Raw genomic sequence first — 25,598 nt, forward strand, 5'->3', positions numbered from 1 at the left:
TTTTAAAACAACCCCGCTCGACTTGCATGTATTAGGCACGCCGCCAGCGTTCGTCCTGAGCCAGGATCAAACTCTCCATTAAAGACCAACCGAAGTTGGTTTATAGAAAGAGCGATTCGCTCATTTTTAATGCTAGCGATTCTTCTTTATATAAAGAAGAAATCTTTATTTTCATCATCCATTTGTTCAGTTTTCAAAGAACTTGTCTGTCCTCGTTTCTTCAACGAGTCAGGAATTAGATCATATCATGTTGGTTGCTTTCTTGTCAAATCTTTTTTTGATTTTCTTTTCAGCATCCTCCGCTTCGAGAAATGTTATTCTCAAAGCAACGTCTAATAATGTAACATGCCTAAAGTTATTTAGCAAGCATTTTTTTAATTTCTTTTTCCCACAGCTATAATACCTCCTACTATAAACAGTAGATAACAAAACAGCCACCCCGTAATAGAACGGAATGGCTGTACTCTTGCAATCTAATTATTCTTGCTCCAGCAGTCTGATGAATTCATCCTCATCTTCTATGGTATCAATTCCGAGCTGTTGGGCCTTGGCCAGCTTACTTCCTGCCTTTTCACCAGCTATGACTAGATCCGTCTTTTTCGATACAGACCCGGTCACATGGGCGCCCAGTGCCTCCAGCTTGGCAGCAGCTTCATCACGCGTAAGTTGATGCAGGGTACCTGTAAGCACAACCGTTTTGCCACTGAAAAAGCTGTCTGTCTTCTTCTCCTGTGGAGCTTGGGGAGCCTGAGCCTTTACCCCTAGGGATAACATCTTTTCAATCCCCGCTTGGGTGAATGGATCAGCAAAGAAGGCAACGATACTCTCAGCTACAATCCCGCCCACATCCGGCAATTCTATTAATTCCTCTACCGTAGCGGACATGACCTTGTGCAAATCACGGTAATGATCAGCCAACATGCGTGTAGTCGCTTTACCGGTATTCGGTATACCAAGGGAATAAAGGAATGAAGCCAAATCCCTCTCTTTACTCTGCTCAAGCGCTGTCAGAAGGTTATTGGCTTTTTTCTCACCAAATCGCTCCAGCTTCACAAGATCATCGAATTGAAGTGTATACAGATCCGCAGGCTCGCGCACTTCCAGTTCGTCATGCAACTGGATTGCCGTTTTGTCGCTGAAGGTTTCAATATCCATGGCATCACGTGACGCAAAATGAGAAATACGAGCCACAATTTGTGGCTTACACCCCAGCTTATTATCGCAGAATAAATGAGCCCCTCGCTGCTGCAACGGGAATCCACAGGCCGGACAATGATCCGGTACGATAATTTCCTCTCCGTCGTCCTCAGACGTAACTTTTCCCAAAATTTCCGGAATGACATCATTCGAACGGCGGATAAACACACGAGCACCCAATGCGAACTTCAGATTTTTCCGCTCGATATCCCCAGCATTGTTCAGTGTACAATTTTGTACGGTGACTCCCGCCAGTTCTACCGCTTCTACCCTTGCCAGTGGAGTAATTTTACCTGTGCGACCTACATTCCACTCAACAGAGTTAAGCACCGTGGTCGTTTCCTCCGCCTCGAACTTATAAGCCACCGCCCAGCGCGGAAATTTATCAGTGTAGCCTAGAACCTCACGCGTGCGCATATCTGTAATTTTGAGTACCGCCCCGTCAATGAGATAATCCAGTCCGGCACGAGACTCTTCGATATCAGCCAGTTGTTCCATAGCATCATCAAAATCGTCAAAGTAAGTCAGATACGGATTCACCTTAAAATGATTGTCACGCAGGAAAGTCATCATCTCCAGGTGGCTACTAAACTGGATTCGGTCCGCGTAGCCCACATTGTAGAAAAATGCATTCAGCCGTCGCTCTGCTGTTGTTTTGGGATTCAAATTACGCAGAGCACCTGCTGCGGCGTTGCGTGCATTTTTAAGAGGGTCCACAGCGGTCTCATTATATTTGGTCAGCACAGACAGATTCATAATGCCTTCTCCCTGTACTTCAATGGTCCCATCCTGAAAAGGAATCGTTAGCGGCACGGATTTAATGGTCTTCACCTGTACCAATATTCCCTCGCCCACCACGCCATTGCCGCGTGTAGAAGCCTGTACCAACTTCCCGTCGGTATAAGTCAGGTTCAGCGTCAGTCCATCAAATTTAAGCTCTATCGCATATCCTGGAGGCGGTAAAGGCTGCTCCGGGTTCTTGGTGTTGTAATCGTTGACCAGCTTCACGACACGCACGTTCCAGGCACGCAGCTGCTCCACATTCTGTGCTTTATCCAAGCTCCATAACGGGGCCAGATGGCGATGCGGTGTGAAGCCTTTGAGTAACTCCCCGCCCACACGCTGTGTCGGCGAATCCGGCAGCACAAGACCGCTCGTCTGTTCAAGCGCTACCAGCTCGTCATAAAGCACATCATATTCTTTGTCGCTGATCTTGGGCTCATCCAGTGTGTAGTAATGATAATTATATGTGTTCAGCTCAGCAACAAGCTGCTCCATCCTGTGCATTGGGTTCATGCAGGCGTATCCCTCCGGGAACTTCATCAGGGCAGAAGCCTAAGCCAGGCTGCCGCTGTGAGGTTCGAGATTTAATGATGTTTGAGATTTATTCTACTTTTGTAATCGGTGCAAAGCCAGCCAGCAGGCGTTTAACCCCTACTGGAGCCGGGAAAGCAATCTGAAGCTCCATATCATTGCCTGTACCTTTTACAGCTACAATGGTTCCAATTCCCCACTTGCCATGCTGCACCTTGTCTCCGGCAGCAAAAATGGAGGGGCCTCCTGCCGAAGCAGCCGGAGTTGGTTTCGCGGATGAAGATGTTGTAACGGTTACGCGGGGAGACGCGGAAGCCGACGAACCACTGCGGCTCATCGTATCAAAGGAACGTTCTCCGCCAAAGTTACTACCGTTGGTTTTACCCAGTCCACGTCCGCCATAAGAGCCGCCTACATTGCCGGAGCGGCGATAGCGGTCACGTTTGATAATTGTATCCTCTTTGAGCTCTTCCGGAATCTCTTCAAGAAAGCGGGAAGGCGGATTAGCGGTGGTACGGCCAAACAGCGTGCGCATCTGTGCGCATGTAAGAAACAGTTGCTCCTCTGCACGGGTAATCCCAACATACGCCAATCTGCGCTCTTCCTCCAGCTCTTCATTATCCAAAAAGGCCCGACTGTGAGGGAATACTCCCTCCTCCATACCGACAATAAATACAATCGGAAACTCCAGTCCTTTTGCGCTATGCATGGTCATCAATACAACCGCATCGCTTTGTTCCTCTTCATCGTCATTCATGGAATCAATATCCGCGATAAGAGCAAGATCGGTCAGGAAGGAGACGAGTGACTTGTCCTCCGCTCCTTTTTCAAATTCCATCGTTACCGACAGGAACTCATCAATATTCTCCAGACGTGAGCGTGATTCAAGCGTATTCTCGTTTTGCAGCTCCAGTCGATATTGGCTGGTTTCCAGCATTTTTTCCGTTAACTCGGTGACCGAGAGATAGTCCACCATCCGACTCAAGCCTTCGATCATATCGTAAAACTCTACAAGCGCATTGCGCGTACGTCCGGCAAAGCCCAAATCGTCTACCACCTGCAAAACTCGGAAAATAGAAACTCCACGCTCCGCTGCAGCTGCTTGCAATTTACCGACCGTTGTATCCCCAATACTGCGTTTTGGCACATTAATGATTCGGATCAAGCTGATATCGTCATCAGGATTGGAGAGCAGGCGAAGGTACGCCAGCAAGTCCTTAATCTCTTTACGATCATAGAACTTGATGCCGCCAACGATCTGGTACGGAATATCCGATTTGATCAAAATTTCCTCGACCACCCGCGACTGGGCATTGGTACGGTACAAAATAGCATGATGGCTATAGGTTTTGCTTGCATTGATATTTTTATGAATTTCGGAGGCGATAAAATAGCCCTCATCATGCTCCGAGTCAGCCCGGTAAACTTTAATCTTGGCCCCGCCTTCTTTGTCGGTCCATAGTTTCTTCGGCTTGCGGCCCGTATTTTGCCCAATCACTTCATTGGCGGCATTCAGAATATTCGAGGTTGACCGATAGTTTTGCTCCAGCAAAATGGTACGTGCTTCCGGGTAGTCCTCTTCAAAGTTCAAAATGTTGCTGATATCCGCCCCGCGCCAACGATAGATGGACTGATCGCTGTCACCTACTACGCAAATTCGGTGATGCTGGTCAGCCAGCATTTTACACAGCATGTACTGCGCACGGTTCGTATCCTGATATTCATCGACATGAATGTATTGGAATTTCTTCTGATAGAAATCCAGTACCTCAGGCACTTCTTTAAATAGTTGAATCGTTGCCATAATCAGATCATCAAAATCCAGAGAGTTGTTATTTTTGAGACGTTGTTGGTATTTGGTATATACCTTCGCCACAATCCCCTCAAAATAGTCGCCAATCTTGCGCTCATACATTTCAGGAGTGACCAGTTCATTTTTAGCTGTGCTCATCATGGACTGAACCGCTTTGGGTTCGAATTTTTTGGTGTCTATGTTCAGATCCTTCATGCAGTTCCGAATAACAGACAACTGATCTGTAGAATCGAGAATACTGAAATTGGAGGTAAATCCGATCCGCTCGATATCTCGACGCAAAATACGCACACACATGGAGTGAAAGGTGGATACCCACACATCTCTCCCCTGCGGGCCAATCAGCCTGGATACGCGATCCTGCATTTCACGCGCGGCCTTGTTCGTAAAGGTAATTGCCAAAATGCCCCATGGAGCCGTCTTGCGGGTCGCGATGAGGTAGGCAATCCGGTGCGTGAGCACCCGGGTCTTTCCACTGCCTGCGCCAGCCATAATCAGCAACGGTCCGTCTATCGCCTCCACTGCCTGACGCTGAGGCGGATTGAGGCGGGCTACAGCCTCGTGTATATCTATTGATTGCATGCGTGCATGCTCCTTTCTACAAGCTTCCATAAAATCACGTTCTATACTTCCAACTTCACAGCTACCGTCTCCAGTGCTTTCGCCAAGTCACGGTAAATGATGTTCCCTACTACAATGGTGTCACAAACGGCAGCCGCTTGTAACGCGGTAGATTTATCCACGATACCCCCTCCATATAGGACACGGGCGCGCTCCGTACTGCGATGTATTTTTTGTACCAGTTCCATATCTCCAAAGGCACCGCTATACTCCACATATACAATCGGCAGATGCATGAGCTTGTCAGCAACCTCTGCATATGAAGCGGCAGATGAAGCATCGAGTGATGCATCCGCTCCGGTAAGCTTGGCCACCGTGGAATCACCATTCAAAACAATATATCCTTCTGTCACAAGTAAATCCCAAGGGATCATATAACCAAACTGCTCAATCGCACGCTGGTGCTGTCCTACGATCCAATTACTGTCCGTTGTATTGAGCACCATTGGAATCATATACAGATCAAACCCGGGCACCACAGCCTCCAGATCAGACACTTCAAGCACACACAGTACCTCATAACGCCGGATCCGCGACAGCAAATCCACCGTATTTTCATAGGTAACGCCCGACGAGCCTCCTACCATAATGGCATCCGTACCAGACATGCACACGGCATCCAGTCCCTCATCGTCCAGTTCCTTGTCAGGGTCCAGCTTAAATACATGCCTCCATGATTGAATTGAATCTGCCAACACACATTCCTCCAGCATCCATTGTGCTTTTGCCACGATCCGGTCTAACCGGATTCTAATATCCAAAAGCGTTCTATGCTAAGTCTATGACAGTGCACAAAAGGTGTCAATGTTCGTATTCGATGGGAACACTCCGTTCACACATCTCAGGGCCGTAACGCATACAGCCAACTGCGTTTTTGGAGTTCCTTTTCCGTTAAAACATCCGTATAGAATCCGCGCACACCCATCTGTTCGTAGTCAGCGGCATCTTTTAGATCGTTAATTGTATTTACGTAGCACACCGCCCCCGCCTGCCGCAAGCTTTCCACTAAAGCACCACTAACTCTGTTCTCCGGTAAAGTCACTGCTGTTATATCGTTTTGTTGTACAAACCGGATGATTTGGTCGTCCGTATCTTGTGTCGCATAAAGCGTATAAATAATGGAGGTATAGGGATAGATGCTCCGCAGCGTTCGCAGCATTTCTTCGTCATAAATTTGCGGGACAATGCGGGACAAAAGATTCGGATTTTTGTCCTGTGCCTGACGGGTCAGTTGCGCAAATAACTGTTTTATTTGGGCCGGGTCCTGTTCTTTCGTATCCGTCACAACATAGGCATCCGGGTATTTCTCCAACAGATCCAATGCATCATTCCAGTCCACCGGGGTGTAGGAACCATGTATGGGGGTGTTTTTGAATTGCTCGTAGCTCCAGGGCTTCCCGCCCTGTTCTGTACTAACTACCTGCTTCTGCTGCATTTGCTCTGTAAAAGACTCCGTCCATTCATGGCGCGCCACCAAATGTCCGTCCGAAGTAAACATCAGGTCGACCTCAAATACGCGGCTGCCTTTTTTATAATTATTCACAAATGCTTCACGCGCATTGGTATAGGCTAAACCGTCAACGGCTCCCATAGCATGCGAAATCACACGATGGGTGGTAAAACCGGTATGCTCCTCCGTGGATTGCCCTCTGTAAGCCAATAAAAACGTGCCAATCAACATTAATAGAATTACCGCCGCAATCAGTCGTTTCATAGGGTGTCACATCCTTTTCGTACAGGTCAATACCCTGCATGCGCACACTTAAAACAACTTCTAGACACAAAAACACCCTCCGGCTGAACCGAAGGGTGAATCTGGATTAATACGCATTCTTGAAACCGTTGCGGATGGTACGGAAAATAATTTTAATATCGAATAAGAGCGACCAATTCTCAATATAGAAAATATCATGCTTAATCCGTTCCTCAATGGACGTGTCACCACGCAACCCGTTGCTCTGTGCCCAGCCTGTAATACCAGGACGAACATGGTGCTTCACCATATATTTTGGGATTTCCTCGCGGAACTGATCCACGTAATACGGACGTTCCGGGCGGGGGCCGACAACACTCATATCTCCTAGCAACACATTGAAAAACTGTGGCAGCTCATCGAGACTCGTTTTACGAATAAAGGTGCCAAAACGCGTTCGACGTGGGTCATTGGCCGTCGTCCAGCCTGTATCGTCAGTCCCGGGTGGTAGTACCTTCATTGAGCGGAATTTGTACATCATGAAGGTACGCCGATTCAAGCCCACCCGCTCCTGTTTGAAAATGACTGGGCCTCTCGATGTCGTCATCACGCCAATTGCCACTGCCAGCATAACCGGAGAAGTCAGAATAATAGCGAACAATGAGAACAGAATATCGAACGAACGCTTAAACAATCGGTTCCCCGCCACATCCAGCGGAATATCCCGTACATTGATCATTGGCATGCCTGCAAAGTTATCAAAATACGGTCGAGCTGGCAGATAATCGAAAAAGTCAGGAATAATGAGCGTACGTACCCCTGCCTTTTCACACATGTTGATAATCTTGGGATACTTATCATGTGCATCCAGCGGAAGAGCCAAAATGACCTCGTCAATCATCATACGCGACAGCGTAGCTTCTAACTGATCCAACCCTCCAAGAATCGGGCGAAAATGCGCTTCTTCCTCTTCATCCCAGTGGCGTTTATCATCGAGGAATCCCACCACTTCATATCCCAGATCAGGATACTGTCCAAGATTATGATAAAAGCGTTGGCCCAGAGTACCCGCCCCGAGAATGAGCATGAACTGCTTGTTATAGCCTTTTTGGCGGAGAGCTTTAAGTACCTGTTTCAAAAAATACCGATAAAATAAAATAAGCAGTACGTTCCCAATCATATAGATCGCCAGATAGGACCGTGAAATGTCGATTTGCTTCACGAAGAACATGACACTCAACAGCACGAACAGGCCAACAATATGAATCTGGGTGACGCGAAATACGTCGTCTGCAAACCGTTTTTTACGTTTGGGTGAATAGAGAGAGAATAACATCCCCAGCACCACGGCAATCAGACCGTAGATTAAGCTCCAGCCTCCATATACTTGAATAGGAAGCGGCTCTTGATAGGTAATCCATTCACTTTCAAATTTGAAGAACCAGGCGATCAGAAAGGATAACTGAATGACCGCGAAATCCGCCACAATATACAATTGGGTTAAAAAACGTTGATTTCTGCGTATCATACTTTCACCTCGGTACGAGATTGTTCGCCACTGTCCGGCTTGGCCGGTGCAGTGAGCTTATTTTTCAAAAAGGCCATTCCAAATTTCACTGTAATTCCCGCGTATACAGCCATGTTCGTGATCCAGCTATACTGCTGTTTATAATGCTTGCGGTGAAATACCCACATGGCTCTATGAAACTCGTAAATAATTTTCAAAGGACGACGACGAGCGCTGCCTCCTTTGATATGAATAATATATGTGCGCGGATAGTAGTAAATGCCCCATCCCGCCTGCTTAATCCGGTAACACCAGTCAATGTCCTCACCATACATGAAAAAGGTTTCGTCCAAGCCGCCGACCTGCTCAATCGTCTCCCGGCGCACCAGCATAAAAGCACCCACCAGCACATCCACTGGATACTCATCATCCGGGCTTAAATGCCCGAGCTGGTATTGATTGTACTTCGGGTTATCCGGGTAACGCTTCGACCAGCCGAAGGCGTAGTAAAAGGATGCAGAAGGCGTAGGAAACCCGCGCTTACAGGCCTTATCCAGCGAACCATCTGGCAAAATAACCTTGCAGCCCGATGCTCCTATCTCCGGATGTGTATCCATGAACCGAATCATCGTATCCAGCGTGTCCGGCTGCACCAACGTATCAGAATTCAGCAGTAATACATAACGCCCGCCCGCTACCTCGATGCCCTGATTGTTTGCCTTGGCAAAACCCGTGTTATCCTCATTGGCAATCAACGTAATCTCCGGATATGCAACACGAATGGCTTCCACAGACCCATCATTGGAGTGATTGTCGATAACAATCACTTCATATCGATATTGCGTCTCTGACGCATACACCGACTGCAAACAATCCAGCGTCAAACGGCATGTATTATAGTTGACAACCAGTATGCTTACATCCATATTTAAAACGCTCCTGACAAATTCAGTAATCTATTCTACTATCGACTATTATAACATACCCAACAGATCACGGGGCGCAAAAAACCACATAACTTGTTACCTTACACAGTTAGCAGGATTTTGCAAAATTCGATTCCAGCCGCTTATTAGATTTTTGTAAAATCCTCGGTTGAGGTATAAAAATCATCGTGGTAAGATATACATGGAAAAAGGGCTGGTGCCAGCCAGCCCCTGCGCAACCAACGCTCCAAGAGCGGACGGTTTTGGAACATCAGGCCGAAAATAGACCCTTCCTTGCGGGGGCGGTCTATTTTCGTTTGTTAAACTCTAACAGTGTGACGATCAACGCCCCGAACGTCAGCATTAAACTGAGCGCCTCAAACACTGTCACAGGCTTCACCCCCCTCCTCGGGAGAGTTAGCCGACCGCCCTTGCCAGCCTATATCGGTTGCACTTTTCAATTATACTATATTTTTCCATAAAGGAACATGCATTCGATGGTTTTTTCCGTGAATTCAATATTTTATTAAGCTTTTGATTTATTTTGATGATGACGAAGGGCAATCTTCTTTCTAAGTTGTCTTCTTTTTTCTCGAAGCTCAGGCAGTTCTTTGAAAAAAGCCTTCCAAGCTCCAAACACTTTTGGCTCTCTTAAAAGAAAGTACAGATTGCTTGCTATCTCATACGGTAGGAGAGAAATAATATTTTTCATCCATTCAGAGAGAGTATCATTTTTGTACATCATTTTATAACGATTAATATATGAAAGCCTTCGTACAAACAACGGTTGGGATATACGGCTCGTTTCCTTCCAGCCACGTTCATGGTAGGCTATGGCCCCAGCATCATAATATGCCTCCCAGCCAAGCAAGGCTGCTCGCCAAGCCACATCCACATCTTCTTTGTATGCAAAAAAGCTTCCATCATAAAACTCACCATTTAGACCAATGTCGTTAATCATTCTCCGCGAATACATGGCTGCTGCACCAGAAACACCAAATACCTTTCCTGACTCTGACCACTGAACTGAAGACTCTCCTGTTCCCCGATCAAAGGCTCTTCTAGCTGAATTCATAACAATACCCGTGCTATCGATCATCTCCCGGTTCGCTTTACGCAGCAATTGACCTGTAGCGCTGCCTATGTGCTGATTATGCTCCATCACCGCAACCAGTCGCTCAATGTAATCAGGTTCTATAGTAACGTCTGGGTTTAGTACAAGTACATAGTCCGTATCGTTCAACGCTATTGCTTGATTATGACCAGGAGCAAAACCGACATTTTGGACATTGGAGATAAACTTGAGTTTTGAACCAAACAAATGAGCTATTTCTTTAACTTGTTCCCCCGTCTGATCCTTGGATTGATTATCTATTATAACCAACGCTTGTAGGGGGTGGCTTTGCTTGCTGACAGCCTTTAAGCACTCTTTGATATCTTTTTCACTGTTATACGTTACAATATGAACACTTACGGATTTAGTCATAGATTACAAGTTCCTCGTTTATAGGATTTTGGCGTATTTACTCCAAATGTACTTATTCCTATCATAGAGCAAAGCTGTATAGTTTCAAAGAGCTATTACAGTCTGTAAATTGTTATGTACACTAATAGACGCAGCGACATGGAAAATGTTTCAATAAAATAAAAAAGTCGAGTATCAACTCGACTTTTTTATTAAGTAATTAGGGCCAAATATTTAGTCTGGTCCCAACCTCTTAATGGGAACAGTGAAGTATTTCCTTATGATTGGCTGCTATATTTCTGTAGAAAATCCCGTAGTCCCTCACGCCAAGCGGGCAAGTCATTTAGCCCATTTGTTCGGATCGCAATGTGCTCCATCACGGAATTACGCGGGCGTGCTGCTGGTCTGGAGAATTGCTCCGTACTGCATGGCTCCAGTTTTGCTGTGATCTTGGCACCTAATATTTCCGCCGCATCCTGCAAAATGGCTTGGGTAAACTCATACCAGGTACAAGCGCCGCTGTTGGAAGCATGATATACACCGTACTTCTCGGTTTGAACCAACTCCGCTAAAAAGCGGGCCAAATCCACCGTATAGGTAGGTGAACCCTTCTGGTCGTTCACAACCTGAAGCTGCGGCTTTTCCTGCCCAAGCTTCAACATCGTTTTAACAAAATTATTACCATGCAGTCCATACACCCAAGATGTACGAACAATAAAGTACCTGGAGGAAAGTGTTTGGGTCAATATCTCGCCCGCCCGTTTGGACTTTCCATAGATGCTCTGCGGATTCGTATTGTCATACTCATGGTAAGGGTGCTCCGCTGTTCCATCGAACACGTAATCCGTGCTGATATAAACCAGCTTGGCTCCTGCTTTTTCAGCAGCCAGTGCCATATTACGTGTTCCTGCCGCATTTACTTGATAAGCCCCATCTACATCGGACTCCGCTGCATCCACTGCCGTATACGCTGCACAGTGGATGACAGCGTCAGGTTGATATTGTCCTATGATCTTCACAGCTTGCTCCAAATTCGTTATATCCAGCTGTTCCCGATCGTATCCAAGGACATGATGTCCTTGCTCCTGGAAAACCTTTACTACGTCTTTACCGAGTTGACCGGATGCTCCAGTAACCAGTACCTTCATCTTTACGCATCCCCCAAGCGGGAACCATACTGCTTAGTATAATATTGTTGGTATTCGCCGGACTGAATACGAGTCCACCATTCTTTGTTGTCCAAGTACCAACGAATCGTTTCTTTAATGCCGGTTTCAAAAGAGTGTCTTGGCTTCCAGCCCAGCTCGTTCATCGTTTTGGTCGGGTCAATACCGTAACGACGGTCATGTCCTGGACGATCCTGTACATACGAAATTAGAGATTCTGGCTTGCCCAGCTCCTCCAATACCGTTTTGACAATGTGTACATTGGTTCGCTCATTATTGCCCCCGATATTGTATACCTCACCAAGTTTCCCTTGATGAATGACCAGATCAATTGCACTGCAATGATCCTCCACATACAACCAATCTCGGATGTTCAAGCCATCTCCGTACACAGGAAGCTGCTGGTCGCTCAACGCACGTGAGATCATCAGCGGGATCAGCTTTTCCGGGAACTGGTATGGGCCATAGTTGTTGGAACAGCGTGTGATGTTCACAGGCAAACCAAACGTTTCGTGATAGGCACGAACTAGCAGATCTCCGCCTGTCTTCGAAGCAGAGTAAGGGCTGTTAGGTTGCAGTGGAGTTTCCTCCGTAAACAAGCCAGTTTCACCCAGAGAGCCATACACCTCATCTGTCGATACCTGTACAAACTTGGTCACGTTATATTTCTTGGCTGCGTCCAATAGCACTTGCGTACCCAATACGTTTGTTTTCACAAACACTTCCGGTTCCAGAATACTTCGATCCACATGTGACTCCGCTGCAAAATTCACCACCACGTCAATTCCCTGCTGCATCAGCTGGTCAATCGCTTGGGCGTCGGTAATATCTGCTTTCACGAAGGTATGTTTAGGGTGAGTTTCGATGGATTTCAAGTTTTCCAGGTTACCTGCATACGTAAGCGCATCTATATTCACAATTTCGTAATCTGGGTGCTGCTTTAACATGTACAATACAAAGTTACTGCCAATAAACCCGGCACCGCCGGTGACAAGAAGTTTCATAAAGACCTCCTAAGCTGAGCAATGCCTAAAGTATATTAGACCCATTACTCATTTTCTTAACTTAAAAGCATAAAAATATCAATTTGTACTGGCTTCTAATCAAAATTGATTTCCGCATCTGTCAGAACCGGCTGCTGTTTATCCTTATCTGACAGTATCGCCTTGGAGGTGGGCCAGTCAATACTCAATGCAGGGTCATCCCATAGTATCCCTCTGTCGTGCAAAGGAGAGTAATATTCATCAACCTTATACAACACCTGAGTATTTGGAACAAGCGTGCAGAAACCATGAGCAAACCCCTTAGGCACCAGTAACTGGCGATGATTATACTCACTTAGAATGACACTCATCCATTGGCCAAACGTAGGGGAACTTTTTCGAATGTCCAAAATCACATCATAGATCGCACCTCTAAGCACCCTGATGAGTTTCGTTTGAGCTTTCGGATTTAATTGGTAATGTAACCCACGTATAACCCCTGTCTCAGCAGAAAGAGAGTGGTTATCCTGAACAAACGTATGGGTAATCCCCACATCTTGCATAACCTGTTGATTATAACTTTCCATAAAAAAACCGCGTTGATCACCATGAACAATTGGCTCTATTACACTCGCGCCTGTCAATCTTAAAGGTATCACCTTCATGTTCTACGTCCTTCCCTCAATGCTGGAAACTTTGCTTTACAACTTTAACTTACCAAATTCCTCACCGAATATAATGTTTTGAGCGAGTTCATTTGCTCTGGCAAGCGAAGTATGCGTTCCTGCATCCGTCCACCAACCTTGAAGAATATCATAGGTCAATGTTCCGTTAGCAATATACGCATTATTAACATCTGTAATCTCCAATTCTCCACGTGTCGAAGGTTTTAGGGTTTTCACAATATTAAAAACATTATGATCAAACATGTAAATCCCCGTAACTGCATAATCACTTTTAGGTAGCTGAGGTTTTTCTTCTATTGATACAATACGTTCCTCATGAAGTTCTGCCACACCAAATCGGTGCGGATCATGAACCTTTTGCAATAATAATTTAGCTCCGGTATCCTGTTTACGAAAATTTTGCACAAACGGAGAAATATCATCCTCAAACACATTGTCCCCCAGAATAACGACCATTTGATCTTTACCGACGAAATGCTCTGCCAGATCTAACGCCTGCGCAATACCACCCGCTTCATCCTGTACCTTATATGTAAAGGTCACGCCCATATCACGACCGCTTCCAAGCAGATTTACAACATCCCCCATATGTTCTTTACCTGTCACGATAAGGATGTCCGTAATGCCAGCTTGTTTCAACTTATATATGGAATAAAAGATCATGGGATACTTACCGACAGGAAGTAAATGCTTATTGGTTACCTTGGTTAAAGGAAAAAGGCGAGAACCAGTCCCGCCCGCAAGAATTATACCTTTCATAGTGCCCTCCTTGTACCAATACATATATTAATACGATTTTCAGAAAAAAATTAATTAGATGAAATATCTTTACGACCTTCAGGCTTAATTTTTAGTAAAGTAAAAAGTTTATCACGGAACCAATTTGAGAGCCTTTTCTCTAAAAATTCGTGAGCAACTGCCGCAAAACAAATACTTAGAACAGTTAGAAAAATGATATATGACATATCCTGTAAAGAATTTCTTAGCGATTCAAACTCCCATGCAATATTGGCAAGAGGATGAATTACTAAAGGATGGATTAGATATAATGAAAAAGAAATATTACCAAGCCACACTAAAAAATAAGGGCTTTTAATCTCGATACTTTTGCTTGAGATCACCAAAATAGAAAACAAAATTACGTAAGGCAGTCCCCAATTAATTATTCCAAAGCCAGGGTTAATACCACCAAGAAAATACCACATTGTAAAGGATAAAGCCAGTAAACAGAGCAACCAACATATTTTAGTGTTTTTTATTCTGATTTTAGAAAAATATATCAACCCTATGATGACGCCTACAACAAATTCCCAAATCAAAGGGGAAGTGATTAAATTAAGATATCCCCAGTCCCAACCATAATAGTGCTTGGGATCTAAAGAAATGTTCCCTGCCATACTCGGAAGTAGTATTAGAGTAAATATTACCCAAGAAAAAAACAATAGCCATTTATACCTTCCAAACAGTAACGATATTGCAAAGAATGAATAAAAGTACATCTCAAAATTAAGAGTCCATCCCGTATGAAGAACAGAACCTCCCCAGAAAGGCCCGTCACTTTTGTCTAAAATTAATGGAATAAAGAATAGGGATTTAAGTATGTCTGTTACTGAAGGATCGACATCCACTCGGTTAATAATGTAAGCACTTAGCAGCATAAGTATTATGTATAAAAAAGTCAATACAAGATACATAGGCCAAATTCTCGCAAATCTTTTTAGCATAAATTTAGAAAAATACAAAAAAGAACCGTTACTATTCCTTGTTGTATACACCATAATAAAGCCACTAATCATAAAAAATATATCTACACCAGACGATGCTGCAGAAAACAGCCCCTGGGAAAAAGGCGATTGACTAGGAAGATGGCCTCTCGCATGAAATATTGTTACAGAAACAGCAGCAATCCCTCGTAACATCTGAATAAAATCGATTTTCCCATCTTTTACAGTCAAAAATTATCCATCCTCTTCTACAATGTATGCAAAAAGAATCCATAACTGATAATAACAATGTACTCTTAAAGAATTAAAATAAACGCTCCGCAAATAATCAAAAGTACCCCCCCGATCTTTCTAGCACTTATAGTTTCTTTTAAATATATTTTTGAAAAGATTAATGTCCATATATAAGTAATAGAGGTTAAAGGATATACAACTGTATACGGAAGATATTTCAACAATAAAATATTAAGTAACGCACCCAAAATGTAAAGAAGCCCTGCCCAAAATAAGTGCGTTAAAAAAGGTCTATTTATACCTATTGTGTACAAAGAGAGTTTTTTTAGAAAAAGTCCTCCCAAAGCACCGCACATGGTCATTAAAATAAGGAGTATTATTTCATTTTCTTTCCACACTGATTAAGACAGCCCCCAAAACTATCAAAATTATACCTATGATTTCTTTGAACCCCACTTGCTCCTTTAAAAAAAAATTGCCTATTAATATAGCAAATATATACCCAAAACTTAATAGCGGATGAAGAACCGATAAATCCCCAAACTTAAAAGCAATCATCATTAAAGCAGCACCACACACGTAGAGGATTAATCCCAAGGCTAAAATATACATATTATTGGTGTCAGAAACTTTCCATAATGCCTGTCCAACAGCAGTAAACAACGCAGAGAATAAAATAAATATTATTCCCAAACTACTATTTCCATAAAAGGTGCCATATTTTTTAATTGCAACCCCGCCTCCTTAACGAACTGTGTGTTTTTCTAATTTCAAAAAAGAAACTAGAAAAACAACAATAGAAACAAGTAAATTTGCATATAAATATCTGAAATCCTGAGCCGGCGTTGCCGCCATAATGGTTAGTGTATTAAGCGTTATAGGCAGTGCTACAATGACTAACTTATAGTTTCTACGCCATATAACTATAAATAAGGATAACACAATCAAAACATTGTACAAAGCAGCTCGCCATATAATACTATCTCGCGATAAATTTAAAATCTGAGATAAAGTTTCTGTCAATTTAGCGCTAATGATTTGGTTCGATAAACCATATTTAAGCGAGTTACTATTTTCAGTTATTGATGTTGAATATAGAGATGTAATCCCGTCATCAAATTGCTTTATTTGCCAAACATTTGAAACTTGTTTTAAGTAACTTTTTATGACTATATTAGGGTTTTGTATGCATAATGTTAACCAATTCTTAAGAAAATCACTTCTATTTTCTCTAAGAAATCCTCTATTAAATTGATTATTGAATTTTAAAGGGTCTACTGTATATGGATTATATTGATCTTTCCAAACTTTTATTGGTAATATATTTTCGAAGAATTGTAATTGTTCAGTGGTCATTTTACCATCCAGAGCAATAACACTTGCAATTTGTTGCGTGGGGATTGCAAGTGCTTCATTAGGGTCTGAAGGAGTGACTTTCAATATATTAAAAACAGGAATTGTAACAATAAAATAAATTATTATTACAGGTACTGACCATAAATATAATTTCATAAGCTTCTTTTTAAATATCATAATGGAAATAAGTATTGTTAATGAAAATATTATAAACCCATTATGTCGGAAGAGTGTTACTCCTACTGAAGAAATAACGAATAAAAAACCGTTTATTTTAGAATTAAACCAAAATCCCTCAGAAATAACAATATTAGCAATATATATGCTTACTAAACAGAGAAGACCACTGTACAAAACATCCTTCCACATCGTAATGGAATAGATTGCATTAATAGGTACTAGTGATAGGAAAATAACGGATAGATAAATAAAAAATTTCTTCACACCATAATTTTCAAAAGTATATCCACAGTATCCTATTATCAAGGACATGATAATTACTTGAATAATTGAGAAAGCAGCCGGTGACTTCCATAAAAGAGTGGTAAACATGATAAACCATGTATGTGCTACTGGATGCCAATCATCAAATTTTCGGGTAAATATTTGAGACCATTGGTCTAAGGAATCCGGTGATAAAACACCAGGGTAGAATGCTATTAAGTAAACTAAAAAAATCACGAATGATGGTGTAGCATAATACAAAATCCTAAATTTATTGTTTTTATTTGTAGAAACCTCTACACCAGATTTCATTAAAAATTGAGTTACAGAGAGCACAATGCAGAACAAAGCTATACACGCAGTAATACTTATGAGCATAATTCCAAATAAATCGTGTCCACGTTTAAAAAAAGACCCCATAAGACTAACAAATAAAAAAAGAGTAAGAACTGCACTAAAGATATATTTATACCATGAATTTAACAATAACTTTTTTCCCAATTTATCTGAATCTATACTGATAGCAAGGTAAATTAATGTAGTGAAAATAATAACGACGCTTACGATCCACTTCATAAATGAAACATTTGTCGTAAGAAAATACACTAAACCGCTACCTAAAGCTATAGACAGAACTAAAGAAAATAATTTTATCTTAGTCGCAAATTTATTAAACAAAATCATACCTTTATACCTACCTCTTGCTTAATACGATGCAACTCCAATTCATACTGTTTTCTATAGTTTGCAACCACCGTATCTAATATTAAGCCACAAGTAAAACTAATGATAGACAACAAAACAAAACCTACTGCTAAAACAGCTGATGGTAATTTACTAACAAAACTCGTATAAATATATTCAACAATAACAGGAGTTCCCACTAGAAGACCTAATAAGAGAAGAAGAGCAGACCATATATTGAAAAAAAATAAAGGTTTAAACTCTTTAAAAAGCATTAGTATTGTTTTCAGAACTTTATAGCCATCCTTTAATGTATTTAATTTAGATTCGCTACCTTCTGGTCTATCTCTATAATCAATCTGAACTTCTTTTAGTGAAAAACGTTTATCCAATGTATGAATTGTTAGTTCTGTTTCAATTTCAAATCCAGGGCTCATAACCGGAAATGATTTAACAAAAAATTTATTAAAAGCTCTATAACCTGTCATAATATCATTAACATTACTTTTATAAAGAAAATTTATCATATTTTTGACCAAATCATTACCGAAATTATGGAGTTTCCGTTTATTTTCATTCGCATATGTCCCATTTGAAAGTCTATCTCCGATAACCATGTCTGCTTTATACTCTTTCAATGGCTCGATTAAACTATGGACATACTCAGCCGGGTAAGTATCATCTCCGTCAACCATAACATAATAATCGGCCTCAATATCCATAAACATAGATCGTACTACACTACCTTTACCTTGCCTATATTCATGTTTTACAATGGCTCCATTTTCAAGCGCGACCTTCACAGTTTTATCTTTAGAGTTATTATCATAAACATAAATCTTCGAAGAGGGTAATTCTTTTCTAAAATCCCGTATGACTTTTCCAATCGTTTGCTCTTCATTGTAGCAAGGAATCAAAACTGCAATTTCCATGTAAATAGGTCCCCTTAAGATGTTATAAACTAGTTTTTTTTATATAAATGCTAACCAAAAAAGAAATACTTAATAATAAAACAAAAGCCATAAATAAATCGGAAATTCTTCTTATACCAGAAGGATGATTCTTATTTCCATTTATTTCGTATTCATAACTAGATGTTTTTGAAGAATAAAGATCCAACGTTTGCTCTTTGCCGCCATCTTTAATCACAACAATGCCTGACCATTCATGTTTCAGAAATTTTACTTTTATATTTTTTGAAGCTGGTAATCTGATCTTTAATGATTGAGATTCTTCCGCAGAACTTAATAAGGCTTTGTCTTTAAGTTGCCAACCACCACTCCAAGGCAAATAATCAAAATTAACTTTATCTCCATTAACAAAAATGTCCGTAACCCATACTTCTGCTGATTTAGATTCCACATTTTTTTTTCCACTTGCTACTATTTCAAGAGTTGATGGCTTATACGCATGATTTACTAGCAAGGAATTCCCAAGTACAAGTATTACACCTGCAATTAGTATAGAAAATATAAATCTTTTCCGATAATTTAAACGAATAGAGCTTTTCTTCATTTTTCTAATGGAAAAGTAAAATAAAATAGAAAAAAACAAGAAAAAATAAAATAAAACAAAAATATACTGTAACCTCGAATTAATAGTAAATCGAGTTAACATATCCGTTAAATAAATCGAATTAATTAATATTATCAAAAAAAGAAACATGATTTGTAAACCATATTTTTTAACCATCATTTTTTTATCTTCCTTATCAAAGCTCTAATTTTCCTTAATGGATAGGTAATTTTCCAAGATAATGTATTTTCATACGCATTAATAAGCTTCTGATATTTTTGAAGTTCGCTTTGTATATCTGACGAAGCAAAAATGGAGGCTTCATTCCTAAAATAATCTTGTAAAACAACATTTTTATAGGATACTTCATCTTTTACATCCCACCACGAAGCATCAAAATGGTGTACTGCTAAATTTTTACCATCATATACATCAATGGTTAGCTTATTTGCAGGATAAATTTTAACATTATCCTTCAAGGTCTGCATCTTCCCATTTAATTTTATGTTATAGTCTTTTTTCAACAATCCTGTAAGACGAATTACAATATTGTTACTCATATTGTACGTCCCATCTTCCTTTTTAAATGTGTCGTGCTGATACGTCTCCAACCATTTTCTTGCTAACTCAAAGCCTGGTATTCCTCCAAAAATAGCCGCATTGATATTATCTTTCGTTTCAAAAGCAAAAAAGAAATTACTTATTCTTAAGGAGTCAAGAGGGGCCTTAAGCTCTACGTCCGTGTCCATATAGAACCCCCCTTGTTCATGTATCACCTTAATTCGAAAATAATCTGCTACAAATGCCCATTTCTTCGCCTCGTACGCCTCTTTTACAAATTGGCTTTCATTAATGTCACAATTACTTTCATTCCATTCCACAATTTCATATCCGCCTGCATGCTTTTTCCAAGATTCTATGCAACGTTCAATTAATTCACTCTTCTGTCCATGCCCAAACCAGAAATAATGTAGCTTCTTAGGAATTAATTTCATCTGAAATAAGTCATTTATCGACTTACTTCGTATACTCTTTTGATAGTACTCATTCTTTTGAAATAGCTCCTGGTTCTGATAGGCGTATTCCAAAAAATCATCCGCAAATGCTGGCTTGAATTCTATAAATGTAACTATACTCTTATATACTGCAAATACTGCTTCTCTCCTGTAATTAGCGTGAGCGTTATCTAGTACTCGTTGCCAAGAGCTAATTACATCCTTTGTTCTTTCATCTGCACTATAAGTGATTGAGCCACTTCGCTGTCTATAATTATACAAAGCTAATTCCAAATATCCCACACTATGAGCATAGGAAAGTAAGATTGGAGTCGTTCCGATATCTTCATACCATCCATCAGTAAACTCAGCGATCTGAAAAAATTTCCTGTGATATAATTTGTTGCAGGCTGTTGCCGGGTCAATTGAATTAATAACGATTTCCTGGGGATTGAAATGTACTCCCCTAAACCCTTTGGCTACATGACCTGTTTCCCATCCATCCTGTACGACCATAAAGTCACATAAAACGATATCATGTCCTTGTTGAGTCATCCCATACATCGCTTCAAACATCTTCCGATCTACCCAGTCATCCGAATCTACAAATCCGATGTATTCCCCTTTAGCAAATTTCAGTCCATAATTACGCGTATCACCCAATCCACCGTTGGGTTTTGTCAATGACACAATCTTGCCAGGGTATGCTACTTCAAATTCTTTTATGATTCCGGATGATTGGTCCGTACTCCCATCATTCACCACAATAATTTCAATACTTTCTAGTGTTTGACTAACTAATGACTCCAAACATTTCCGCAGGTATTTCTCTACATTATAAACTGGTACAATAACTGATACCTTAATATCATTTCTCATAATAACCGCCTATTCTAATCGTCATAGCCCTGCTTAATTTACATTTTTTCGAAAATATAAAAATCAGATGGAGAGGTCATATCTTCATTGCCTAACTCAAAGGGATATTTATTAGCAACAAAATCAACTAGTTTCCAATCACTCTCATTTTCTTGAACATACTTCATAAATTTTCGATTTCTAAATTCTGGCCATCTCGTGAATTCTTCATGATTACTGGAATAAATTATCACGTACTTACTAGATGCCTTGAACAAATCTTTCATATATTCTATATATACCGTATCTTCAACCAAGTGAAAGATTACATCTAAAGACAGAGCAAGATCATATTTTTTATTCATATAATTGTTTTTTTCACCTCTGTGAAAAAAAGCTCTATTATCATAATCTGCAAATTTATCTTTATTTTTTTTTATAATCGTTTCAGAAACATCCACTCCTACATACACTGGGTAGTTCATAAGAGAAAGTTGATTTCCATCACCGCAACCAAACTCAATAACAGATTCAATTCGATGACTTTCAACAAATTCATTTATTATACTTGCTTTGAACTCAGCAAGATGATCATAGGAACCCGTCCCAGATGTAAATCCATCTTTATAATGACTATCCCAAAACTCACTTGAGCTTATCTCCAACATTTTCTTTTCTTGTTGTTTTAGTTTGATATTTTCTTGACTTAGTTCCTCATTAATGGCTGATAAACTCTCCACATTATTCAACAGATTATTTTTATCTTGTAAAAGCAACTCATACTTTTCTTCAAAATTACTTTTTTCTTTTAAAAGATAGGTTTTCTCTTCGGAAAGAGTACTATTCTGCTTTGTTAAGTTTTCGTTTTGGCAAGTTAGTGTTCTTATACTATTTTCCAATAATCTATTATCATTGACGAGTTGCTCATAAGCTATTTTTTTTTGTTCAAGTAATTGGTAATAATTATTAGAAGATATATAATAAGTTTCCCTCTCATCAATAACCTTTTTTAGAGGAGGTACTGATTTAATAATTATTTTCTTTATATTCAAATCTTTCAAGCCTCCCTCTCATCATTTAAAAATCCTTTTATAAATTTTAAATAAAACCTGTAAAATGGAACCTAATATTCTAGATATTATATCAGAGTTAGTTGAAATTCTATTTTTTAACTGATGGTAAACACTTTTTAGCACCCCTCTAGGATACTCCCAATTAAAAAAACCTTGATTAAAATAATCTTGTAAAACAACATTTTTATAGGATACTTCATCTTTTACATCCCACCACGAAGCATCAAAATGGTGTACTGCTAAATTTTTACCATCATATACATCAATGGTTAGCTTATTTGCAGGATAAATTTTAACATTATCCTTCAAGGTCTGCATCTTCCCATTTAATTTTATGTTATAGTCTTTTTTCAACAATCCTGTAAGACGAATTACAATATTGTTACTCATATTGTACGTCCCATCTTCCTTTTTAAATGTGTCGTGCTGATACGTCTCCAACCATTTTCTTGCTAACTCAAAGCCTGGTATTCCTCCAAAAATAGCCGCATTGATATTATCTTTCGTTTCAAAAGCAAAAAAGAAATTACTTATTCTTAAGGAGTCAAGAGGGGCCTTAAGCTCTACGTCCGTGTCCATATAGAACCCCCCTTGTTCATGTATCACCTTAATTCGAAAATAATCTGCTACAAATGCCCATTTCTTCGCCTCGTACGCCTCTTTTACAAATTGGCTTTCATTAATGTCACAATTACTTTCATTCCATTCCACAATTTCATATCCGCCTGCATGCTTTTTCCAAGATTCTATGCAACGTTCAATTAATTCACTCTTCTGTCCATGCCCAAACCAGAAATAATGTAGCTTCTTAGGAATTAATTTCATCTGAAATAAGTCATTTATCGACTTACTTCGTATACTCTTTTGATAGTACTCATTCTTTTGAAATAGCTCCTGGTTCTGATAGGCGTATTCCAAAAAATCATCCGCAAATGCTGGCTTGAATTCTATAAATGTAACTATACTCTTATATACTGCAAATACTGCTTCTCTCCTGTAATTAGCGTGAGCGTTATCTAGTACTCGTTGCCAAGAGCTAATTACATCCTTTGTTCTTTCATCTGCACTATAAGTGATTGAGCCACTTCGCTGTCTATAATTATACAAAGCTAATTCCAAATATCCCACACTATGAGCATAGGAAAGTAAGATTGGAGTCGTTCCGATATCTTCATACCATCCATCAGTAAACTCAGCGATCTGAAAAAATTTCCTGTGATATAATTTGTTGCAGGCTGTTGCCGGGTCAATTGAATTAATAACGATTTCCTGGGGATTGAAATGTACTCCCCTAAACCCTTTGGCTACATGACCTGTTTCCCATCCATCCTGTACGACCATAAAGTCACATAAAACGATATCATGTCCTTGTTGAGTCATCCCATACATCGCTTCAAACATCTTCCGATCTACCCAGTCATCCGAATCTACAAATCCGATGTATTCCCCTTTAGCAAATTTCAGTCCATAATTACGCGTATCACCCAATCCACCGTTGGGTTTTGTCAATGACACAATCTTGCCAGGGTATGCTACTTCAAATTCTTTTATGATTCCGGATGATTGGTCCGTACTCCCATCATTCACCACAATAATTTCAATACTTTCTAGTGTTTGACTAACTAATGACTCCAAACATTTCCGCAGGTATTTCTCTACATTATAAACTGGTACAATAACTGATACCTTTACTTCTCTGTCCATTACACCGCCTACTTACTATTTATATTCAGAGTTTATTAAGAATGGATCTAATAAATTATTTTTTTTACTAATCTCTTAAATGAATTGATGAGCCAAAACAATAACATTGTAAAACCCAACATAAAACGTCTGTTTTTAAAGCCCCTACGAAAATATTCCATTCTTATTTTGTAGTCATACTGAATATGCTGCTTTAAATTCGAATTATTATAATTTGATTTTCCATCCATAATTCTTTTGTGATAATTAGAAAGCGGTTCGGCTATAAACCCCACATTACAATTCATAATAAATCTAATGTTAAATTCCCAATCACCCAAAACAGGTAAATCCTCTCTATAATTTCCAACTCCAACCAAAGAGTCTCTTCTATATACAAAAGAATTTGTAGTAAACAAGTTGCCTTTTGCAATTTTTAATAGTGTCAACTTTTTTAGGTTTGGGTTAAATACAACTTTAGACTTCTGGATTATCTTTTCATTGGATATTTCTTCATGAATTAGATAGGTTGAAGTTATAACTCCATCATATTCTATATTTTTTTCTAGATTTTCTATACAAATACTCAAAAAATCAGGACTCCATGTATCATCGTCATCCAATAAAGTAACATACTCAGTTTGGCTATTAGCTAAGCCAATATTTGTAGCAACTTCCATATATAAATCTTTTTTAGTATGACTAACTTTTATTTTTCTAAGAAGATCAGAACTATATTGTTTTAGAAGATGTTGAAGTTGCTTAATGTCACCACCATTATTAATCAATTGAATCTCCCAATTGCCATAGGTCTGATTCATGACACTCTGAACTGCACGTTTTAATAAGATAGGTCTGTTTTTGGTTCTCATAATGATGGCTACTTTAGCTTCCACTCAATACACTCCTCTAAAACAACTCTTTGACATTAGACCATTGAGTATTGATCAACTACCTCATCAGCCGTACCTACCATTCTGACTTTGCCCTTTTCAATCCAGATCGCCTTATTACAAATCTCTTTTACCTGTGCAGAAGAATGTGAAACAAATAATACCGTTGTTCCTCTACTAAGCAAACTATTTATCTTAGTTTTACACTTCTCCTGAAACTTATAGTCACCAACGGCTAAAACTTCATCTACTATAAGTATATCAGGCTCAATTATAGTTGCGATTGAAAACGCCAGCCTGGCAATCATTCCCGAAGAATAATTTTTTATAGGCACATTCATAAATTCATGCAGTTCAGAAAAATCAACAATCTCATTGTATTTCAATTTCATAAAGTCTCTAGAGTATCCCAACACTGCACCATTGAGATAAATATTCTCTTCTGCAGAAAGATCAAGATTAAAACCGGCGCCTAACTCTATTAACGGTGCCATATTACCTTTAACAGAAACACTTCCCGTTGTAGGTTTAAGTACTCCCGCAATAATTTTTAAGAGTGTACTTTTCCCTGCACCATTTAACCCAACAAGACCTAAGACATCGCCCTTCTCCACTTTAAATGACACATCTTCAAGAGCAATAAACTCATTAAAAAACAATTGTCTTTTAACTAACTTTACAAAGTATTCTTTGAAGTTATCAATTTTTTCCGAGCTCAAATTAAACAACATGGAAACATTTTCGACCTCTATAATAGATTCCTTCATT

Annotated in this window: 23 protein-coding genes and 1 rRNA gene; all 24 read right to left on the bottom strand. The window is 40.0% G+C overall.

What is annotated here, in order from left to right:
- Positions 1-82: ribosomal RNA gene (locus ABIA61_RS13610) — 16S ribosomal RNA — on the bottom strand; the annotation flags it as partial.
- Positions 83-477: 395 nt separating this feature from the next.
- Positions 478-2,493 carry an NAD-dependent DNA ligase LigA gene (gene ligA, locus ABIA61_RS13615; RefSeq protein ID WP_404580857.1) on the bottom strand — a complete coding sequence of 672 codons (2,016 nt, stop codon included), beginning with the start codon at positions 2,491-2,493 and terminating at the stop codon, positions 478-480.
- Between the two features lie 88 nt (positions 2,494-2,581).
- Positions 2,582-4,906, bottom strand: a complete 2,325-nt coding sequence (pcrA, locus tag ABIA61_RS13620) for a DNA helicase PcrA (protein ID WP_404580858.1) — start codon at positions 4,904-4,906, stop codon at positions 2,582-2,584.
- Positions 4,907-4,947: 41 nt separating this feature from the next.
- Positions 4,948-5,640 carry a heptaprenylglyceryl phosphate synthase gene (gene pcrB / locus ABIA61_RS13625; RefSeq protein WP_483874946.1) on the bottom strand — a complete coding sequence of 231 codons (693 nt, stop codon included), beginning with the start codon at positions 5,638-5,640 and terminating at the stop codon, positions 4,948-4,950.
- 146 nt (positions 5,641-5,786) lie between these two features.
- Entirely contained in the window at positions 5,787-6,659 is an 873-nt protein-coding gene (locus ABIA61_RS13630; RefSeq protein ID WP_283653480.1) for a phosphatidylinositol-specific phospholipase C/glycerophosphodiester phosphodiesterase family protein, read from the bottom strand.
- A gap of 106 nt (positions 6,660-6,765) precedes the next feature.
- Positions 6,766-8,166, bottom strand: a complete 1,401-nt coding sequence (locus ABIA61_RS13635) for an undecaprenyl-phosphate glucose phosphotransferase (protein WP_283653481.1) — start codon at positions 8,164-8,166, stop codon at positions 6,766-6,768.
- Positions 8,163-9,071 (bottom strand): glycosyltransferase family 2 protein, encoded by a 909-nt coding sequence (locus ABIA61_RS13640; RefSeq protein ID WP_404521883.1) that lies wholly within the window; start codon positions 9,069-9,071, stop codon positions 8,163-8,165. Before ABIA61_RS13640 ends, ABIA61_RS13635 begins: the two co-directional genes overlap by 4 nt.
- Before the next feature lie 307 nt (positions 9,072-9,378).
- Positions 9,379-9,471 carry a putative holin-like toxin gene (locus ABIA61_RS13645; protein WP_219727884.1) on the bottom strand — a complete coding sequence of 31 codons (93 nt, stop codon included), beginning with the start codon at positions 9,469-9,471 and terminating at the stop codon, positions 9,379-9,381.
- Positions 9,472-9,597: 126 nt separating this feature from the next.
- Complete coding sequence (locus tag ABIA61_RS13650; RefSeq protein ID WP_404580859.1) at positions 9,598-10,557, bottom strand: glycosyltransferase family 2 protein; 960 nt, start codon at positions 10,555-10,557, stop codon at positions 9,598-9,600.
- A gap of 257 nt (positions 10,558-10,814) precedes the next feature.
- Entirely contained in the window at positions 10,815-11,684 is an 870-nt protein-coding gene (rfbD, locus tag ABIA61_RS13655; protein ID WP_404580860.1) for a dTDP-4-dehydrorhamnose reductase, read from the bottom strand.
- 2 nt (positions 11,685-11,686) lie between these two features.
- Positions 11,687-12,706, bottom strand: a complete 1,020-nt coding sequence (rfbB, locus tag ABIA61_RS13660) for a dTDP-glucose 4,6-dehydratase (RefSeq protein ID WP_404580861.1) — start codon at positions 12,704-12,706, stop codon at positions 11,687-11,689.
- A 95-nt stretch (positions 12,707-12,801) separates the two neighbouring features.
- A complete protein-coding gene (rfbC, locus tag ABIA61_RS13665) occupies positions 12,802-13,350 on the bottom strand; it encodes a dTDP-4-dehydrorhamnose 3,5-epimerase (RefSeq protein ID WP_404521875.1) in 549 nt (182 codons plus the stop codon).
- A gap of 36 nt (positions 13,351-13,386) precedes the next feature.
- Positions 13,387-14,130: a sugar phosphate nucleotidyltransferase gene (locus ABIA61_RS13670; protein WP_404580862.1), complete on the bottom strand. Its 744-nt coding sequence runs from the start codon at positions 14,128-14,130 to the stop codon at positions 13,387-13,389.
- Positions 14,131-14,180: 50 nt separating this feature from the next.
- Positions 14,181-15,326: an acyltransferase family protein gene (locus ABIA61_RS13675; RefSeq protein WP_404580863.1), complete on the bottom strand. Its 1,146-nt coding sequence runs from the start codon at positions 15,324-15,326 to the stop codon at positions 14,181-14,183.
- Between the two features lie 65 nt (positions 15,327-15,391).
- Positions 15,392-15,727 (bottom strand): EamA family transporter, encoded by a 336-nt coding sequence (locus ABIA61_RS13680; RefSeq protein ID WP_404580864.1) that lies wholly within the window; start codon positions 15,725-15,727, stop codon positions 15,392-15,394.
- Positions 15,711-16,022: an EamA family transporter gene (locus ABIA61_RS13685; protein ID WP_404580865.1), complete on the bottom strand. Its 312-nt coding sequence runs from the start codon at positions 16,020-16,022 to the stop codon at positions 15,711-15,713. Before ABIA61_RS13685 ends, ABIA61_RS13680 begins: the two co-directional genes overlap by 17 nt.
- Positions 16,023-16,073: 51 nt before the next feature.
- The gene (locus tag ABIA61_RS13690; protein ID WP_404580866.1) at positions 16,074-17,813 is read right to left on the bottom strand and encodes a DUF6020 family protein; all 1,740 of its coding nucleotides are present in this window, start codon (positions 17,811-17,813) and stop codon (positions 16,074-16,076) included.
- Complete coding sequence (locus ABIA61_RS13695; protein WP_404580867.1) at positions 17,810-18,745, bottom strand: glycosyltransferase family 2 protein; 936 nt, start codon at positions 18,743-18,745, stop codon at positions 17,810-17,812. Before ABIA61_RS13695 ends, ABIA61_RS13690 begins: the two co-directional genes overlap by 4 nt.
- A 22-nt stretch (positions 18,746-18,767) precedes the next feature.
- Entirely contained in the window at positions 18,768-19,328 is a 561-nt protein-coding gene (locus ABIA61_RS13700; RefSeq protein ID WP_404580868.1) for a hypothetical protein, read from the bottom strand.
- 176 nt (positions 19,329-19,504) lie between these two features.
- Positions 19,505-21,202, bottom strand: coding sequence for a glycosyltransferase (locus ABIA61_RS13705; protein ID WP_404580869.1), 1,698 nt, complete (start codon positions 21,200-21,202; stop codon positions 19,505-19,507).
- 38 nt (positions 21,203-21,240) lie between these two features.
- Positions 21,241-22,233 carry a class I SAM-dependent methyltransferase gene (locus ABIA61_RS13710; RefSeq protein WP_404580870.1) on the bottom strand — a complete coding sequence of 331 codons (993 nt, stop codon included), beginning with the start codon at positions 22,231-22,233 and terminating at the stop codon, positions 21,241-21,243.
- Between the two features lie 21 nt (positions 22,234-22,254).
- On the bottom strand, positions 22,255-23,958 hold the full coding sequence (locus tag ABIA61_RS13715; protein WP_404580871.1) for a glycosyltransferase: 1,704 nt from the start codon (positions 23,956-23,958) through the stop codon (positions 22,255-22,257).
- 47 nt (positions 23,959-24,005) lie between these two features.
- Positions 24,006-24,833 carry a glycosyltransferase gene (locus ABIA61_RS13720; RefSeq protein WP_404580872.1) on the bottom strand — a complete coding sequence of 276 codons (828 nt, stop codon included), beginning with the start codon at positions 24,831-24,833 and terminating at the stop codon, positions 24,006-24,008.
- A 32-nt stretch (positions 24,834-24,865) separates the two neighbouring features.
- A complete protein-coding gene (locus ABIA61_RS13725; RefSeq protein ID WP_404580873.1) occupies positions 24,866-25,597 on the bottom strand; it encodes an ABC transporter ATP-binding protein in 732 nt (243 codons plus the stop codon).
- Position 25,598: the final 1 nt, after the last annotated feature.

Source organism: Paenibacillus sp. RC21 (assembly GCF_044907935.1).
Lineage (GTDB): Bacteria > Bacillota > Bacilli > Paenibacillales > Paenibacillaceae > Paenibacillus > Paenibacillus terrae_A.

Bases quoted from the DNA above. Each gene is read 5' to 3' on its own strand.
- ABIA61_RS13650 (WP_404580859.1), bottom strand. From the start codon at position 10,557: ATGACTAAATCCGTAAGTGTTCATATTGTAACGTATAACAGTGAAAAA.
- pcrA (WP_404580858.1), bottom strand. From the start codon at position 4,906: ATGCAATCAATAGATATACACGAGGCTGTAGCCCGCCTCAATCCGCCT.
- ABIA61_RS13705 (WP_404580869.1), bottom strand. From the start codon at position 21,202: ATGAGAAATGATATTAAGGTATCAGTTATTGTACCAGTTTATAATGTA.
- ABIA61_RS13640 (WP_404521883.1), bottom strand. From the start codon at position 9,071: ATGGATGTAAGCATACTGGTTGTCAACTATAATACATGCCGTTTGACG.
- ABIA61_RS13725 (WP_404580873.1), bottom strand. From the start codon at position 25,597: ATGAAGGAATCTATTATAGAGGTCGAAAATGTTTCCATGTTGTTTAAT.
- ABIA61_RS13630 (WP_283653480.1), bottom strand. From the start codon at position 6,659: ATGAAACGACTGATTGCGGCGGTAATTCTATTAATGTTGATTGGCACG.
- ABIA61_RS13670 (WP_404580862.1), bottom strand. From the start codon at position 14,130: ATGAAAGGTATAATTCTTGCGGGCGGGACTGGTTCTCGCCTTTTTCCT.
- ABIA61_RS13715 (WP_404580871.1), bottom strand. From the start codon at position 23,958: ATGGACAGAGAAGTAAAGGTATCAGTTATTGTACCAGTTTATAATGTA.
- rfbD (WP_404580860.1), bottom strand. From the start codon at position 11,684: ATGAAGGTACTGGTTACTGGAGCATCCGGTCAACTCGGTAAAGACGTA.
- ABIA61_RS13635 (WP_283653481.1), bottom strand. From the start codon at position 8,166: ATGATACGCAGAAATCAACGTTTTTTAACCCAATTGTATATTGTGGCG.
- rfbB (WP_404580861.1), bottom strand. From the start codon at position 12,706: ATGAAACTTCTTGTCACCGGCGGTGCCGGGTTTATTGGCAGTAACTTT.
- ABIA61_RS13700 (WP_404580868.1), bottom strand. From the start codon at position 19,328: ATGAAGAAAAGCTCTATTCGTTTAAATTATCGGAAAAGATTTATATTT.
- ABIA61_RS13695 (WP_404580867.1), bottom strand. From the start codon at position 18,745: ATGGAAATTGCAGTTTTGATTCCTTGCTACAATGAAGAGCAAACGATT.
- ABIA61_RS13690 (WP_404580866.1), bottom strand. From the start codon at position 17,813: ATGATTTTGTTTAATAAATTTGCGACTAAGATAAAATTATTTTCTTTA.
- rfbC (WP_404521875.1), bottom strand. From the start codon at position 13,350: ATGAAGGTGATACCTTTAAGATTGACAGGCGCGAGTGTAATAGAGCCA.
- ligA (WP_404580857.1), bottom strand. From the start codon at position 2,493: ATGAACCCAATGCACAGGATGGAGCAGCTTGTTGCTGAGCTGAACACA.